Annotated in this window: 11 protein-coding genes; 5 read left to right on the top strand and 6 right to left on the bottom strand. The window is 44.2% G+C overall.

From position 1 onward, the window contains the following. Together AB0756_RS22935 and AB0756_RS22930 are read left to right on the top strand one after the other, a co-directional pair. Positions 1-629 (top strand): hypothetical protein (locus tag AB0756_RS22935; RefSeq protein ID WP_408104008.1); only part of this gene is annotated, 629 nt, incomplete at its 5' end. 56 nt (positions 630-685) lie between these two features. Continuing rightward, positions 686-940: a hypothetical protein gene (locus AB0756_RS22930; protein ID WP_408019864.1), complete on the top strand. Its 255-nt coding sequence runs from the start codon at positions 686-688 to the stop codon at positions 938-940. Positions 941-1,438: 498 nt separating this feature from the next. Here the strand turns inward: AB0756_RS22930 and clpB are convergent, their stop codons facing one another. The 4 genes from clpB to AB0756_RS22910 all read right to left on the bottom strand — a co-directional run bounded on the left by clpB (position 1,439) and on the right by AB0756_RS22910 (position 7,480). Then, entirely contained in the window at positions 1,439-4,108 is a 2,670-nt protein-coding gene (clpB, locus tag AB0756_RS22925) for an ATP-dependent chaperone ClpB (RefSeq protein WP_038092259.1), read from the bottom strand. Between the two features lie 529 nt (positions 4,109-4,637). Continuing rightward, positions 4,638-6,287 (bottom strand): iron uptake porin, encoded by a 1,650-nt coding sequence (locus AB0756_RS22920; RefSeq protein ID WP_050046878.1) that lies wholly within the window; start codon positions 6,285-6,287, stop codon positions 4,638-4,640. A gap of 20 nt (positions 6,288-6,307) precedes the next feature. After that, on the bottom strand, positions 6,308-6,739 hold the full coding sequence (gene gloA / locus AB0756_RS22915; RefSeq protein ID WP_038092291.1) for a lactoylglutathione lyase: 432 nt from the start codon (positions 6,737-6,739) through the stop codon (positions 6,308-6,310). 117 nt (positions 6,740-6,856) lie between these two features. Further along, positions 6,857-7,480 (bottom strand): 4Fe-4S single cluster domain-containing protein, encoded by a 624-nt coding sequence (locus AB0756_RS22910; RefSeq protein ID WP_038092253.1) that lies wholly within the window; start codon positions 7,478-7,480, stop codon positions 6,857-6,859. Positions 7,481-7,864: 384 nt separating this feature from the next. On the opposite strand from AB0756_RS22910, the gene eno reads away from it, so the two are divergent. Beyond that, a complete protein-coding gene (eno, locus tag AB0756_RS22905; protein ID WP_137986673.1) occupies positions 7,865-9,145 on the top strand; it encodes a phosphopyruvate hydratase in 1,281 nt (426 codons plus the stop codon). Between the two features lie 69 nt (positions 9,146-9,214). Here eno and argC read toward each other — a convergent pair whose 3' ends face one another. Then, the gene (gene argC / locus AB0756_RS22900) at positions 9,215-10,273 is read right to left on the bottom strand and encodes an N-acetyl-gamma-glutamyl-phosphate reductase (protein WP_038092247.1); all 1,059 of its coding nucleotides are present in this window, start codon (positions 10,271-10,273) and stop codon (positions 9,215-9,217) included. A gap of 375 nt (positions 10,274-10,648) precedes the next feature. Between argC and ribBA the strand changes: the two genes are divergently transcribed. Continuing rightward, entirely contained in the window at positions 10,649-12,331 is a 1,683-nt protein-coding gene (ribBA, locus tag AB0756_RS22895) for a bifunctional 3,4-dihydroxy-2-butanone-4-phosphate synthase/GTP cyclohydrolase II (protein ID WP_038092288.1), read from the top strand. A 342-nt stretch (positions 12,332-12,673) separates the two neighbouring features. Here the strand turns inward: ribBA and AB0756_RS22890 are convergent, their stop codons facing one another. Continuing rightward, positions 12,674-13,426 (bottom strand): DUF928 domain-containing protein, encoded by a 753-nt coding sequence (locus AB0756_RS22890; RefSeq protein WP_082051937.1) that lies wholly within the window; start codon positions 13,424-13,426, stop codon positions 12,674-12,676. 340 nt (positions 13,427-13,766) lie between these two features. Here AB0756_RS22890 and AB0756_RS22885 point away from each other — a divergent pair, with 340 nt between their 5' ends. Beyond that, entirely contained in the window at positions 13,767-17,054 is a 3,288-nt protein-coding gene (locus AB0756_RS22885; protein ID WP_050046876.1) for an FHA domain-containing protein, read from the top strand. Positions 17,055-17,072 lie beyond the last annotated feature (18 nt).

The raw sequence follows: 17,072 nt of genomic DNA, 5'->3' as shown, positions 1-17,072 counted from the left end.
TGCTCAAACTGTTACAAATTAAGGGCGAATTGCGGCGAGAAGCCAAGCGCAACAACGTCTCTTTAGCAGACTCAGCTATTCCCAAACTTTGGATACTCACACCGACCGCTTCACGTCAATTACTTTCAGGATTTGGAGCAACTAGAGCCGATGATTGGGTGAGTGGAGTGTACTTCATCGCTGATAGTTTCAGAACCGCGATCGTGGCGATTCATCAACTACCACTTACCCCAGAAACACTATGGTTGAGAATGTTGGGCAGAGGAAAAGTACAAAGCCAAGCCATTGATGAATTAGAAGCATTACCCGTCAGCCATCCGTTTCGTCAAGCCACGTTAGAATTGTTGTACACACTCAGGCAAAATTTAGCAGCACAAACAATTTCAGAACCAGAAGATCGGGAGTTGATTATGAGATTAGCACCACTTTATCAGCAAGAGCGCGAACTTGCCAAACTTGAAGGACAAAGGCAAGTTGTAGAAAACTTGTTAAGAGTTCGTTTTGGTTCTGTTGATGCACAATTGTCGGCAATTATTGAAGCAATATTGGCTTTGCCACCAGAAGAATTTACGCCATTACTCGTGCAGTTATCGCGGCAAGATTTAATTGCTCGCTTTGGCAATAATTAGCGCTCGCCTGATAACTGACCACCACAAGTTCAGAACTAGAAGATCGGGAGTTGATTATGAGATTAGCACCACTTTATCAGCAAGAGCGCGAACTTGCCAAACTCGAAGGAAAACTTGAAGGAAAACTTGAAGGACGACTTGAAGGACAAAGGCAAGTTGTAGAAAACTTGTTAAGAGTTCGTTTTGGTTCTGTTGATGCACAATTGTCGGCAATTATTGAAGCAATATTGGCTTTGCCACCAGAAGAGTTTACGCCATTACTGGTGCAGTCATCGCGGCAAGACTTAATTGCTCGCTTTAGCAATAATTAGCACTCGGGCGATCGCTAACCACCACAAGAGCCATCAGTCATACCGATTGTGTCGTTGTATTCACAACCGGGTGCGAGTAGAAAGTGTCCAACCTGTTCCACTCCATGTCTCTACATACCCGGTTTTTTGAGCACTGTTTGAGCAGCAACTAAACTGTTAGCCGCTCTGCCAATATTTTGTTCTTTCTCTTCATGCTAGTGAGTCCAGCGCTACAGGCGGTGAGACCAGTGCTGATAGCGCAGCGTGGCACTTTCGTGCCATAGGCGGGAAAACCGCCTATGGCAACTGGCGTATAGCCCTGTGGGCATAGCTTCGCATCACGTAGTGTCTCCGCTCCTGAGATACAAGGGAGGGACGAGCGTTTGTGTAGCCGAGGCAGCGCGTTGCGGGGGTTCCCCCCGTTGAAGCGCCTGCCGTCCAGAATTCTATTCTTAGGGGAATTTTCAAAAACAGGATGCACCCTCTCCTAGTAGGAGAGAGGCGAGTTGGGGGTGAAATTTAAGCTTCGCGTGACGCTTCAATCAACAAGGTCTTCCCCTGTGTCGTCGGTACCTTCACCGCCATTTTCTTACTAAACACCAGTTCGTTATCCCCAGCATCAATCACTACCGTATCACCGGGAACAAACGTATTCTCCAACAGCTTAGTTGCTAATGGGTTTTCCACTTCCCGTTGAATTGCCCGTTTGATCGGTCTTGCTCCGTAAGTGGGATCGTATCCTACTTCCACCAAGCGATCGCAAGCTGCAGCAGATATTTCCAAGGAAATTTTCTGTTCGTTGAGGAGGCTTTCCACCCGTTTGAGTTGAATGCGTACAATTTGTCGCATTTCACTGCGGTTGAGTGTGTGGAACAAAATAGTTTCATCAACTCGGTTGAGAAACTCGGGACGGAAGTGAGAACGCAAAGCATCCATTACCCGATTCTGCATTCTTTCATAATTGGCGTCATCCCCAGATATATCCAGTATGTGTTCGCTACCGATATTACTGGTCATCACAATCACAGCATTGCGAAAATCAACTGTTCGTCCCTGAGAATCAGTAATTCTACCGTCTTCAAGCACTTGCAACAAAATATTAAACACATCGGGGTGAGCTTTTTCCACCTCATCCAGTAACACCACTGAGTAAGGACGGCGGCGAACTGCTTCGGAAAGCTGACCTCCTTCCTCATAACCCACATACCCTGGAGGCGCACCTACCAAACGAGACACGGAGTGTTTCTCCATATACTCTGACATATCCAAACGCACCATAGAGTCAGCCGAATCAAAGAGAAACTGTGCCAAAGCACGAGCCAATTCTGTTTTCCCCACACCCGTCGGTCCCATAAACAAAAACGAACCAATAGGACGACCGGGGTCTTTCATCCCCGCACGGGCGCGACGAATTGCTGCAGCAACAGCCGATACAGCTTTTTGTTGACCAACCACTCGTTCGTGCAGGTGATTTTCTAATTGCAACAACTTTTGCCGTTCCGATGCCAACAGGCGATTTACAGGAATACCCGTCCATTTAGCGACTATTTCGGCAATATCAGCTTCGGTAACCTGTTCTCGCAGTAATGTCGCTCCCGTACTTTGAATTTCTAGCAGTTGGGTTTCTTTAGCTTCGCGATCGCGCTGCACTCCTTCCAACTTCCCGTACTTCAACTGAGCGGCTTTATTCAAATCATACGCTCGTTCTGCTTGTTCAATTTGCACCCGCAGCTTTTCTTCTTCCTGCTTCAGGGCGCTAATTGCTTCCAGCAGTTGCTTTTCACCCTGCCATTGATTGTTTAAATTCTGCTGTTTCTCCGTTAAACTAGTAATTTCTTGCTCAATTCTTTCAAAACGCTCTTTGGTTTGAACCGTTGCTTTTTCTTCCCCAGCCAGAGATAACTTTTCCATTTCCAACTGCATCAACCGTCGGTCAATGATTTCTAATTCTGTTGGCTTAGAAGTAATCTCCATTTTTAACTGTGCTGCTGCTTCATCCACCAAGTCAATTGCTTTATCGGGTAAGAAGCGGTCGGAAATATATCTAGCTGACAGTGTTGCTGCAGCGACCAATGCTGAGTCAGAGATTTTTACGTTGTGATGAACTTCATAACGCTCTTTCAATCCCCGCAGAATGGAAATAGTATCCTCCACACTCGGTTGATCTACAAAAACTTGTTGAAAACGCCGTTCTAAAGCAGCATCTTTTTCAATAAATTTACGGTACTCATCCAAAGTTGTTGCTCCAATACAGCGCAGTTCACCCCGTGCGAGCATTGGTTTGAGCAAATTCCCTGCATCCATCGAGCCCTGTTGGTTGGAACCCGTACCGACAACCGTATGCAATTCGTCAATAAACAGAACAATTTGCCCGTTGGATTCTGTCACCTCTCGCAGCACCGATTTCAAACGGTCTTCAAATTCACCTCGATATTTTGCTCCAGCAATCAAACTGCCAATATCCAGAGCAATCAACTGACGGTTTTTCAAAGATTCAGGAACATCACCATTGACAATACGCAGCGCTAACGCTTCTGCGATCGCGGTCTTACCTACCCCAGGTTCACCAATCAATACTGGATTATTTTTGCTACGGCGAGACAATACCTGTATGACACGACGAATTTCGTCATCTCGTCCAATAACCGGGTCTAGCTTACCAGCTTTTGCCTGTTCGGTTAAGTCCCTACCAAACTTTTGTAAAGCTTCATAACGAGACTCCGGATTTTGGTCGGTCACCTTCTGACTACCACGCACGGATTTAATAGTCGCCTCTAGCTTAGCCGCATCTACATTAAAACTTTTTAGAACCCGCCGTCCAATGCGATCGTCCTCAGTAAAAGCCAACAGTAAGTGCTCAACCGAGATAAAACCATCCTTCATTTTTGTTCTAGCTTCCTCAGCCTTATCCAGCATATGGTCTAAGCTCCGACCCAGGTAAAGTTGGTCATTTTTCCCCACTTTTGCCTGACGCTGAGTAAAAGATTCAAGTTGTTGTTGCAAGCGCAAAGGGTCAATTTCACACCGACTAAAAATACGTGTTGCGAGTCCCGTCGGTTCTTCCAATAGAGCAAGCACTAGGTGTTCGACATCAAGCTGTTGTTGTTGATAGGCGCGGACAATATCTTGCGATTTGACAATTGCTTCCCAAGCTTTATCAGTAAATTTATTCGGATCTGTAGGCTGCATCTTTACGATTTTGGATTTTATATTTTATATTTTAGATTTTGGTTTTTAAACTAAGTATAGAGGCTAGGGGCTAGAGAATAGGGATTTTTCCCTATCCATCCGGTAACCGCTAAATTGAAAAAGGCAACTATGCTGAGGGCAGAAGAAAAAATACTGTTGTCATGCTTTGCAGTGAACTTTTTTCCTTGGAGATGCCTCAGTACTTTCTACTTTACTACTTGAAGTTGAGCCTCGCGCAGGTATTCTCAAGCTCTGCCTGGAAACGAGATTGGGTCGTGGGCATACAAGATATAAATTTTTGTGCTAACTCTAAACTAATATACAAGCACGAGGGGCATATTTTTGCTTATACCTATTGGTTAGTTAATGGTTAGTCGTTAGTAGTTAGTTGGGTAGGTAATGCCCAGAGTCCGAGGTTAGTGGCTACGTGTAATCCTCAGTGATAACTGTTGGATCTTGGGGAGCAATCTTCGCCCCTACAGTGTAAGGCACAAAACCTTGCGCCCCTGTCAACAATCAACCACTCACCCTAAAACACAATTACAGTTCTGAGAGTCCCTTGCCAAATTGTACTGTTGGAAGTGCTGTTATCAGCATTTGTGACTATTGACAGTATAGGAGTAATACTGAGATTATCGTTAAGCTCTAAATTGTAAAATGTTTCAAAGTTAACCTGATTTGCATTTCCCAATGCGTTAGTGACGAAAGGTTGACCAACAGCGATCCCCGCAGTCGTTCCAGGAATGAAGAGGTTGCGAAGACCCAATCCCACCGACCAACTGAAGGAGTGCAAATCCAAGTCCTGGTTGATAGCGGTATTAAATCCCTGATAATTCCCAAATCCCAACCGACTAAATACCCCTACATAACGGTTAAGGGCGTACTCTGCATTCACACCAAAGGCATTAATATCAGTATTATTAATTGCGGCATTAGTATATTGTACTCTTAATGCAAAGCGATCGCGGGCAGCGTATTCCAGTTCCACACTGGTTTGGTACCTATCCCCAAACAAACCCCCATCATTGCTGGAGTTGGGATTATTGGCGTCAGCAGCAACATAGAGAGAACGGAAAGTAAAAGGTCCGCTACCTGGATTCCATGAAAGAACAGCTCCTGCACCGCCGTTGCGATCGATTTGGTTTTGGACAATCAGGGGGTTATTCAGAAAAAAGCTAGAACTAAAATCAACAGCTTCGTTGTTGGCATAAGTATTACGGTCAATAAAATCCCGTGGCGAAATTTTTGCCCCAACAGTCACCGCTAAATCGGAAACCGGGCGAAAAGTGTAATACAAACGCCTGAGACTGAGACCCGAATCGGCTTCTATGTAATCAAGTCCGCCGCCATTGGCAATCAAACCGCTTGTTCCTAACAGGTTGACATTTTTCTCTTGCGCCTGTCCAATACTATCGAGACCGTTATTACCTGCTTCCAACTGAGTTAGAAGTAAATCATTACCGTTAAAACTTGTTAAGAAATTTAACCGTTCGCGAGCAATTATAGTAGTACTCGAGTTGCTACCATTAGTGAAGGCAAGAATCACCTGTCCTTTGAGTTTGGTCGTAGTAGAAAATTCATTCGCCTCAAGTTGAGTCGCCCGCTCTTCGGTAGACGCTATCCTTTGCTGCAATTGATCCAAGGCAGAGCGGTAATCTTTTTGCAGTCGCCTTAGAGTCACCAAATCCTCTTGAATGTACTGCTCGCCAATGGCATTGACAATTAAACCATCCACTTTATCTAAAGTAGTCGCTAGAGCAGCAGCAAATTCATAACGAGACACAGGGCGGTTACCGCGAAACTTACCATCAGAATACCCAGAGAGAATGCCGTAGCGTTCCATGAGCGATCGCAATGCTTGATAAGCCCAGTCAGTTGGTTGAACATCAGACAATTCTGTAACCGAAGTTGGTGGAGCAAACTCTTGAGCTACAGTGTCTGATGATGCTGAATTATCGGTAAAATCTTCAGATAATTCATCCTTTGCATCTGTTTCCCCATCCGTTGCCAAATCCATCGCCGTTGAGGTAATTGCCTCTTGGCGCTGTAGAGAAGGCAAAGAATTCGCCATGGAAGGAAAGCACAGTTGGCTAAAAATGATACAGCCAATCGAACTGCCCGCCAACAGTTTATGAGAACGAATTCTCTGCCACTTGCATTGCTTAACGCTCAACTCCATCATTTTTTTATTTAAAGTTGCTAGGCAGTTACTTGCTGTGCAGTTTCTTGTTTAGCAGCAGAGCCTTGAGTACCCAGTTGAATCAGTTCTACCTTATATCCATCTGGATCTTCCACAAATGCGATCGTCGTAGAACCATGTTTCATGGGACCCGGTTCCCGTACCACTCTAGCACCACGTTTTTTAATTTCCTCACAAGTTGCGTAGATATCATCAACTCCAAGAGCAATGTGACCGTATGCATTACCCAAATCGTACTTATCTACGCCCCAGTTGTAAGTCAGTTCCAGTACCGTATGGTCGCTTTCGTCACCATAGCCAACAAACGCCAGAGTAAACTCACCTCCAGGATAATCCTTTCGCCGCAGTAGTTTCATTCCCAGAATTTCACAGTAAAACTTTAAAGATTCTTCAAGATTACCCACCCGTAGCATTGTATGCAGGAGCCGCATAATTTTTCCCCTTTGATAGTTCCGCATTAATTGTAAGGGATTGGGCATTGGAGATTTTGGATTTTGGATTTTAGATCAAGAACCTACCTCCATCTCCCTTGTCCCCAGCTCCCTACCTTAGTCCCTACTCAACCCTCCGCGATAACCCGTAATCAGACGACTACCATCTTTAAAAATATGAACTTCTATCTGGTCGCTAGCCCAAGAAATTTGGTCTTGAAAAGCAGGGTTGAGAACGTGAATCCTCTGATTGCTAGAAGATACAGGAGAAACTGGTGAATTGATTGCGAGTGACTCAACATAAGGACCATCAATCAGAATATCCAACTGTTCTAATAAATCTTGAGCACCAGCAGGTGCGTAAGGCGATCGCAATTGCTCTATAGTAAAACCGGAAAAAGACATAACATTCAGCCCAGCTGCTTTCACTTTACGAGCAACAGAAGCCAGTGCGGGGGCTTGCCAAAAAGGTTCTCCCCCAGAAAATGTCACCCCTTGATTGCGAGGCTTGCTGAGAATTTTCTCAACTAAGCTATCAACCGATACCAATTGGTTAATTTCAAACGACCAAGATTCCAAATTAAAACAACCCGGACACTCCCGCAAACAACCCTGCACCCAAACAACAGCACGGCATCCGGGACCATTAACCTCTGATTCATCCACGTAGCCCATAATGTTGAGATATCCAGCGGGAATCTCAATCAAAGAAAGATAAGGATTTGTTTTGTGTTGGGTCATGTTCTTAATCTCTCTCGGGATATAGATTTATTTGCAACATATAGCCAAAATGTGAGGAACTTATGTGAGTGGTTGGTAGTTGGTGATTGGCGATCGGTTTTGCCACTAACAACTAACAACTCTTGGAAATCTTCGTTAATGTAGGCGCAGATCGCCCTTGAAACCTTTATGCTAATGGTCGGAGAGTCACTGGACTGTTAGCCGTTAGTCATTAACCCATGACCAATGACTAATGACTGCTCCCTTCCAGCCAGATGATTACCTATAGATGTTGGGTGGGCAATGCCCACCCGCATTGGATGTGCGGTACAACCCCACCCTACAAGAATTGGTAATTTTAGAGCACAAAGGGAGTCATCACAAATGACAAAGGATCGAGAACAAATGTTTGACACTGCCATTGATGCTATATTTGCTCGCGAAATTCTGGATTCTCGCGGCAGACCAACAGTTGAAGCACAAGTGTTTTTGGTAAACGGTGCTACGGGATTGGCGCAGGTTCCGAGTGGTGCGTCTACTGGCACTTTTGAAGCACACGAACTGCGGGATAACGACAAAAGCCGTTACGGGGGTAAAGGTGTACTCAAGGCGGTGCAAAATGTGAATGAAGTGCTAGCTCCCAAGCTAGTAGAAATGAATGTCCTTAACCAGGAACTTATTGACCGCACCATGCTTGACCTGGATGGTTCCCCTAATAAATCCCATCTCGGTGCTAATGCGATTCTAGCGGTTTCCCTGGCAGCAGCTAAAGCGGGAGCTGAATCTTCAGGAATGCCCCTCTACCGCTATTTAGGCGGTCCTTTAGCAAATCTGTTACCCGTACCCTTAATGAATGTCATTAATGGTGGTGCTCATGCATCTAACAACGTGGATTTTCAGGAGTTTATGATTGTTCCCGTTGGCGCACCTTCTTTCCGGGAAGCGCTGCGTTGGGGTGCAGAAGTATTTGCGACTCTCAGCAAAGTCTTAGATGAAAAAGGTTTGCTCACTGGTGTGGGTGATGAAGGTGGTTTTGCCCCCAACCTGGAGTCAAACCAAGTGGCATTGGAATTGCTTGTTGCAGCTATTGAGAAAGCTGGTTACAAACCAGGAGAACAAGTGGCGTTAGCACTGGATGTTGCTGCTAGTGAGTTTTACAAAAACGGGCAGTACGTCTATGATGGCAAACCTCATTCTGGTGCTGAGTTTATCGATTACCTCGGCAAACTCGTTGACCAATATCCGATTGTGTCAATTGAAGATGGCTTGCACGAGGAAGATTGGCAAAATTGGCAGTTACTGACTCAAAAGTTAGGTTCTCGCGTGCAGTTGGTGGGAGATGATTTGTTTGTAACAAACACCCAGCGCTTGCAAAAAGGTATTGAACTCAAAGCAGGTAATGCCATTTTGATTAAACTCAATCAAATTGGTTCGCTTACAGAAACTTTGGAAACAATTGACTTGGCAACCCGCAATGGTTTCCGGTCAGTGATCAGCCATCGTTCTGGAGAAACTGAAGATACAACCATTGCCGATTTAGCCGTTGCAACCCGTGCCGGTCAAATTAAAACTGGTTCTCTGTGTCGTAGCGAACGAGTGGCAAAATACAACCGCTTGCTGCGAATTGAAGATGAATTGAGCGATCGCGCCGTATACGCAGGTGCTGTGGGATTAGGTCCGAAATAAAAAATGGCTAATGGCTAATGGCTAATTGCTATCTGTACTATTAGCCATTAGCAATTAGCCATTAGCACTTTAAGGATAAAACCCCAACTTCGGTAATCCTAATGTTTCATCCCAGTCCATCATGATATTAAGACACTGGATTGCTTGCCCTGCTTGTCCTTTGATTAAATTATCAATGACTGATATAACGATCGCACGACCAGTACGGGGATCGACTTCTATACCGATATAACAAAGGTTGCTACCGTAAGCCCACTTCGTTTGAGGATAAATGCCCGGATCGCAAATTTTTACCCAAGGGGAGTTACGGTAGAAAGCTCGATAAATTGTAATTAAATCATCTCTCACCAAACCGGGGTCGCGGAGTGTGGAATACACTGTTGCTAAGATGCCGCGTACCATGGGAATTAAGTGTGGTGTAAATTGAATTGTTACCTCATGCCCTGCTAAATCGCTACAAATCTGCTCGATTTCTGGGGTGTGGTGGTGACGGGAAACACTGTATGCGGCTAAAGAATTGTCTGCCTCTGCCAGCAACATATTGATTTTTGCTTGACGACCGCTACCAGATGTGCCTGATTTGGCATCGATAATCGCAGTTTCAGGGACGATTAACCCTTGCTTGAGGAGTGGGGAAAGTGCGAGCAAACTGGCTGTGGGATAGCAACCGGGACAACCAACTAGTTGCGCTTCGGTCAAGCGATCGCGATAAAGCTCCGGTAAGCCGTATACAGCAAGAGCCGCTGTTGAGCGATCTTTTCGCTCCTTACTGTACCAAGCGGTGTAAGTTGCTAGATGGCTAAATCGATAATCTGCACTTAAATCGAGTACTTTACACCCTTTCTCTAAAAGTTGTGGTGCAATTTCGCAAGCTTGACCGTTTGGCAAACACAGAAATACTGCTTCACATCGCTGAGCAATAACTTCAGGATCGACAGCCTCGATTTTTTGGTTAACAGCGTGAGCCAATTGAGGATAAAGATCTGCAAATGGTTTGCCTATACTGCTCTCATTGCCTAAATAAACGAGTTCGACTTCTGGATGATCCATTAACAGCCGCACTAACTGCACTCCACCGTAGTCTGACGCGCCAACAACTCCAACCGGAACGCGCCCAAAATTGCCCATAGAGATTAAATCCTTATCTGCTCTTAGTGAATTTGCCACTCAACTATCAGCTATTACTCCTTTCTCGCTCTAAAGTTACCAAATTTTTGTTAGGTGAGCATTGCCCACCAACAGCGAATGGTTGGCAATGCCCACCCTACTACGCCTTTAGGTAATATAACTGGCGATAAGGAACTAGTCTGATAGCTAACTGCTAACGGTTTATCGCTACTCTGCGTGTTGCTGCTTTTGAAGCACCATTAAAAACCAATTTTAGGTCAGTCTTTGATATGTTAACTAATCTTACTGGCAGGACTTCCGAAGTAATCCAAAAGAGCTACAATCAAAAACAAGCATTTGTTAAAAAAATTTACGTTTGCTAGCTGGGGATCGCCTGTGTCGCAGCATATCACCTCTTCAACTCAAAGTTTTAAATTTGATTCGATTGATACCGCCCTGGCAGATTTAAAAGCAGGTCGCCCAATCGTCGTAGTAGATGACGAGAACAGAGAAAATGAGGGCGACTTGATTTGTGCTGCCCAATTTGCCACCCCGGACATCATTAATTTTATGGCAGTGGAAGCACGGGGTCTTATTTGTTTGGCAATGATGGGCGATCGCTTGGACGAACTCGACCTACCATTGATGGTAACTAATATTACAGATACCAACCAAACTGCCTTCACTGTCAGTATTGATGCGGGACCGGAGTTAGGAGTTTCCACTGGTATTTCAGCAGAAGACCGTGCTCGTACCATCCAGGTGGCTATCAACCCAGCCACAAAACCCCTAGATTTGCGCCGTCCCGGTCATATTTTTCCCATTCGTGCTAGAGAAGGAGGCGTACTCAAACGGGCAGGTCATACGGAAGCTGCCGTTGACTTATCCCGATTAGCTGGATTGTACCCTGCAGGAGTTATTTGCGAAATTCAAAACTCCGATGGTTCCATGGCACGGTTACCGCAATTGTTTGACTATGCCACCCAGCACAATCTCAAAATCATTAGCATCGCCGATTTAATCAGTTACCGCCTACAGCACGATCGCTTGATCAAACGGGAAACTGTTGCCGATTTACCAACCCAATTCGGTCATTTCAAAATTTATGCCTACCGACACACTTTAGACAATACAGAACACGTCGCTATTGTCAAGGGAAATCCTGCGGAATTTGATGACAATCCAGTCATGGTGCGGATGCACTCAGAATGTCTCACCGGAGATGCTTTGGGTTCCTTACGCTGTGACTGTCGGATGCAATTGCAAGCAGCCCTAAAAATGCTGGAAAACGCGGGTCAGGGCGTTGTCGTTTATTTGCGACAAGAAGGTCGGGGAATAGGGTTGGTTAACAAATTAAAAGCATACTCCCTACAGGACATGGGACTCGATACCGTAGAAGCAAATCAAAGGTTGGGATTCGCAGCCGATTTGCGAGACTACGGTATGGGAGCACAAATGCTGATGGATTTGGGCGTGCATAAAATTCGCCTGATTACAAACAATCCCCGAAAAATAGCAGGGTTAAAAGGCTATGGCTTAGAAGTCGTCGATCGCGTACCCCTATTAATTGAAGCAAACGACTACAATACCTACTACCTCACAACAAAAGCGAAAAAGCTGGGTCATATGCTGTTACAAACTTACCTAGTAACAGTAGCGATTCACTGGCAAGACGATCCAAAAGCAGTCACAGAACGTTACGAACGCTTAGAAAAATTGCGGCATCTGGCAAAAAATTACGACTTATTGTTACAAGAAGAAGCACGTCCCGTAGCCCTAGCACTGTTTGACGAACCATCCCTCATTGTACATTTAGGCTTCGATCAAGCCAACATTGCAACCTGCGATTGGTACAAGCAGAAAGGGCATCCTTACGCACAAGCAATTTCTCAGATTTTAGACAATTTGGTAAATTTGCCTTATGTCCAAAAGCTAGAATTTCTGATTTCTCCTGGCATTGACCCCATGAGTAATTTGCAAGTGCAATTGGATCGGCAAACATTTCCCATCGGGACAATGCCTTCATCTGTTTGTTGCGAACAGTTGGGAACTCAGAAGATTTACAGTTTTGGTAGGTAGATGAAACCCAACATTGTACCCAAAAGTACAGAAGATAGATCGTAGGTTCGGTTGAGGAACAAAACTTTTTCAAGACTTTGTTAGGTTTAGTGCCTCAACCCAACCCGCATCAAATTTGTTCTAAATATGGAAACAAAACTTTATCCTAAAAACCCGGTTGTTACTTAAGTTTTATCTTCAGTCTTCTTCCTAATTTACGACTTGGATAAGTTATAAATTTTAAACCGTGTGGGTTGGGTTGAGGAACAAAACCCAACCTACTAAATACAACGGTTGTAAAGAATTTTTTGTTAAATAGCAAACACTGTTATCAAGATTGAGCCAATAATTATTTGTGGTAAATCAATTTTTATGCTTTTTAATGGGTTGTGGTGCTTCCTGACCTTTAAGCAACGGCTCATTCGCTAACTCTGAATCTAAACCTACACCCTCTGCTGTTAACAATGTTTCCCAATCTGCTTTTAATTGTGCATCATCGGGATGGGAGAAAAGCAACTGAGCTAAAGTAGCAAGGCTATCTTGCCAAATTCCAGCTTGTGCATAAAGAGCTACACGCTCTTGCGTAGTTGCATTCTTTATCTTTGCCATCAATTGTGGTTCAGGTTGAATGCGCTTAATAGAACCTCTGACAACCTTATCAGAGGAACGTTCTGTTGGATTACAAATGACTGATAAGAACCAACGATATTCCTTGCCTACATCGAGAGAGGTTACCGTCAGGGGAAGCTCGACAAATCCAGCTTTACCACTTGGTTTGTAAGTTTGCTTGAAGAATCTTTTATTTTCATCCTGCACGAGTAGCTCTAATGTAGCATTGGAAGTTTGAGAAGGAATATAGAAAAAGAATACAGGGTTCGCTACTGTTGTCAAGCCTATGTTTGATTGGGGAACTATAGCAGTCAATTGCTTGTTTACTGATAAACAACTGTTATTCACTCGCGCTCCGGCTGCTACGCGTCTGCCAGGTACTCCTATATTAGAAGGTGCTTTGAACCTTATCCGAGCTTCTGCAGGTGCAAAAGGAATCAGGAATGACAACCCCAAGACAGCAGCAAAGGATTTTGTTAGAAGTCTGCGTTTTAGAAAGATATTCATAATAACACCCATACGCAAAAACCTGTTTCAATAGTGGTTGAAAGAAAACTTACCCTGTGTATTTTTTAACTATTTCACTGTGTATTATATAGGAAAGACCTCAGAATGCACTTGCAAAATTTGTAATTTTATACAACTTGAGCTTACACTACCATTAGCTTCTTTATCTATATATTACAGAATGCAACAAAAATTAACGATAATTTCCAGTAACTATGAGGAAATCTATACTTTATCGTGAATCACAACTAGATACTTAACATCAATTTCAATTTTTATTAGGAATATAAACTTTTTATACCTTTTCCCTTTGATAAATTTGTAGTGTTTTGCCAAAACAATGATTGGTCAAGTTTCAGAAAAAAAAATGCACTTGGTCAGGTGGCTACTGGCAGTCGGCTGGCTGACGTTAATCTTCTCTTTATTTTACGATCCAATTTCACCTTGGTTAACAGCTCCCAGTCATTCCATCAGCCCTTTTCGTCTCAATCGTTGGGAGTCTCTCGACTCAATCAGTTGCGTTAAGTTTCAGGGAGTGTGTCTCACGGAACAGACATATAGTCTGGGGTCTAGCATCTTTTGGGCAATGGTTATCCCCATCGCGATCGTAATTTTGCTAGTGTTCGGTCATGAATTTTGGCGGCGAATTTGTCCGTTGTATTTCTTCTCCCAAATCCCTCGGGCGCTGGGAATCCAACGCAAACGCAAAATCGTTAACCCAGAAACAAATAGCATTCGTTACGAATTGACAGGTGTAGAGAAAGAGTCTTGGCTGGGTCGCAATTACCTATTCCTGCAATTTGGTTTATTTTTCTTGGGCTTGAATATCCGCATTTTGGTTGTTAATCGCATGACATTGGGGTTGTTCTTGCTATTGACTATCGCCTCAGCTATTACTGTAGGTTTTCTTTTCAAGGGAAGAAGTTGGTGTCAGTATTTTTGCCCTATGGCACCCGTACAAATGTTTTACACGGGTCCACGGGGCTTGCTAGGGAGTGATGCTCACCTTAAGCCACCACAAAGTATCACCCAGTCTACCTGTAGAACGGTTGATAGTTCCGGTCAAGAAAAAAGTGCTTGTGTGAGTTGTCAATCTCCTTGTATTGACATTGACATGGAACGTTCTTACTGGGAGGGAATTACCAGACCCGACCAAAAGCTAGTCTTCTATGGTTATTTTGGTTTGATGGTAGGGTTTTATGTCTTCTACTTCTTATACTCCGGCAACTGGGACTACTATTATTCTGGGGTGTGGGCTCATGAAGCAGGGCAGTTACGCACACTCTTGGGTCCGGGATTTTACATCTTCGATCGCCCAATTGCCATCCCAAAGCTAATTGCAGCTCCGGTCACTCTCGCTGTTTTTTGCGCGGCTAGCTATTTTACCTGTGTATCTTTAGAAAAAGCCTATAGAGCTTATTTGAAACGGAAAAACAAATACCATGATGAGGAACGAGTACTGCACGTCTGTTTTGTCTTGTGTACCTTTGTTTCTTTTAACGTCTTCTTTATATTTGGCGGTAGCCCCAATTTAAACTTACTACCACATTGGACAGTCCTCTCATTCAACACTTTTATCGTGCTAGTTAGCAGCATATGGCTGGAGCGCAACTTAGCGCGTAGCAAAGAGCGTTATTCACGCGAAAGTCTAGCCAGTAGATTGCGGTGGCAGTTGGACAAGCTAGCAGTGGACTGGTCAAAGTTGCTTGAAGGACGTTCATGGCAAGACTTGATTCCAGAAGAAGTGTATGTTCTTGCAAAGCTAGTGCCTAGTTTTAACCGTGCAGATCGAGGGCGAGTTTATAAAGAAGTTTTGCGTGAAGCTTTAGAAGATGGAAACGTAAGTTCGACGGAAAGTTTGGCAGATTTTAAAGAGCTACGCAAGCAATTGAGTGTAACTGACGACGAGCACTATGCTGTCATAGCAGAACTTGGGGTAGAAAATCCAAGCTTACTTGCTCCTCAAAAGCCACTCAGTCGTGAAAACAAATTGCGGATTGAAAGCTATAGGCGTGCATTAGATTTGCTGATTCAGGATTTAGTGGCTGGGGGTACACCAATGCATGAGGCGATCGAGCGCCAGCAAAAGCGAATTCTGGCATTGAGACAAGAGTACGCTATTACGGCAGATGAACAAGAACAAGTCTTAGCTGAGATGTTTAATCAAGACGGTCTATTACTGCGGACAGCCGAAACCCTGTTGGCTGGGCTGCAAGAACTGGCTGTACGCGATCAAATACTGTCTAACTCAGTACCAAACCCGCAAGCGTCTATTTATGTTTTGCTGCGAAAAGCTCTGCAGGAGAGGAAAAAACTGATGACCACTCAGTTACTCGGCATTTTAGAATTGCTAGGAGACTCTCCTGAAGCTTTCAACATTGCTCGTTCAACAGGCATATTGGCAGCAAATGTCATAGCAGAAATACTGAAGTCTAACAACGAGGAGTTAAGCTGGCAAAAGCGTTTGAGCGCAAGGGTGATGAATTCCTTCAGTCAACAAGACCAGCTCAGTCAACTTCTCCCATTATCAACACAACTTGGCATTGCTGCCACCACTACTCAAAAACTACAAACAAAACCGTATTTTTTGGATGTTACCACTCCATTATTCCCCGAGCGGCACATATTTCGTCCAGAAGCAATTCATAATGTCTTGCTCGAACTCTTACAAGATTTAGATCCCCTGGTACAAGCAGCCAGTCTTTATGCCCTGCATCAGATTAATCCTGCTGTTGGTATCCAGCAAGTTCATCAAATACTTAATGCAAAGCACAATAAAGATTGGCTTCTACAGGAAACGGCTCAAAGCATTCTCACTCAAGCTCAGTCCCAGAATGAACCTGCTCGTGTACCGACTCTCATTGTTCAGGTTAGAGCAATGGGAAGCACAGAAAAGCGAATTTTCCAGCAGCCGACAATTCGAGTCGGACGGGGACACGAGAACGATATCGTTATTTTAGATAAACGTGTTTCCCGACAACACGCTATATTTTATCTAAGTGACAAAGGAGTTACGGTTAAAGATTTGGGAAGTGGCAATGGTTTACGGGTTGGAAAGGAGCATATTTACAATCAGCAAAAGCAACTGCAACAGGGAGATTTTGTTCGCTTTAGCAATGGAGATGAGTTAGTCGTCCTTGTACAATGGGAAATGCGACCTCTCCAAGAAGATCCCATCACTCAATCAAAAGGAACCCTAGAAAAACTGTTATGGCTTTATGACAGCAGTTTCTTCCAAGGACTGAAGGCAAATACTTTGATTGAACTAGCTAGGAATGCATACCTGCGGGTTTATCATCCGCAACAAGAAATCTGCAAAATAGGAGCACCTGCTGTTGAACTTATAGTCCTGATTGATGGCGAAGCAATGGTACTTCGAAACGATACTCACAGCAATCTCACTATCTTGCCAGGGCAAACTATTGGTGAACTAGAAGTGTTGACTCACAGCTATTACACGGCAACTGTAGTGACAGCACAAGTACAGTCTCGGGCTTTAGCTGTCAAGGCAAAAGATTTTGAGGCTGCGCTTTCAAATAATCCACTATTGGCAATGAATGTTTTAGCAATGGTAAGCGCTCGCCTCCAGGAAAGTTTAGGACAGGTAGCAGCTATGACTCAAATTTAAAATACACTCTCAAATGAC

Source organism: Tolypothrix campylonemoides VB511288_2 (assembly GCF_045999855.1).
GTDB lineage: Bacteria > Cyanobacteriota > Cyanobacteriia > Cyanobacteriales > Nostocaceae > Scytonema > Scytonema bouteillei_A.
Note: the sequence above shows the minus strand (reverse complement) of the source record. Positions and strands in the feature narration are given on the sequence as shown.

Coding starts and splice junctions, on each gene's coding strand:
- AB0756_RS22885 (WP_050046876.1), top strand. CDS start 13,767: ATGATTGGTCAAGTTTCAGAAAAAAAAATGCACTTGGTCAGGTGGCTA.
- AB0756_RS22930 (WP_408019864.1), top strand. CDS start 686: ATGAGATTAGCACCACTTTATCAGCAAGAGCGCGAACTTGCCAAACTC.
- gloA (WP_038092291.1), bottom strand. CDS start 6,739: ATGCGGCTCCTGCATACAATGCTACGGGTGGGTAATCTTGAAGAATCT.
- AB0756_RS22920 (WP_050046878.1), bottom strand. CDS start 6,287: ATGGAGTTGAGCGTTAAGCAATGCAAGTGGCAGAGAATTCGTTCTCAT.
- argC (WP_038092247.1), bottom strand. CDS start 10,273: ATGGGCAATTTTGGGCGCGTTCCGGTTGGAGTTGTTGGCGCGTCAGAC.
- AB0756_RS22910 (WP_038092253.1), bottom strand. CDS start 7,480: ATGACCCAACACAAAACAAATCCTTATCTTTCTTTGATTGAGATTCCC.
- clpB (WP_038092259.1), bottom strand. CDS start 4,108: ATGCAGCCTACAGATCCGAATAAATTTACTGATAAAGCTTGGGAAGCA.
- eno (WP_137986673.1), top strand. CDS start 7,865: ATGTTTGACACTGCCATTGATGCTATATTTGCTCGCGAAATTCTGGAT.
- AB0756_RS22890 (WP_082051937.1), bottom strand. CDS start 13,426: ATGAATATCTTTCTAAAACGCAGACTTCTAACAAAATCCTTTGCTGCT.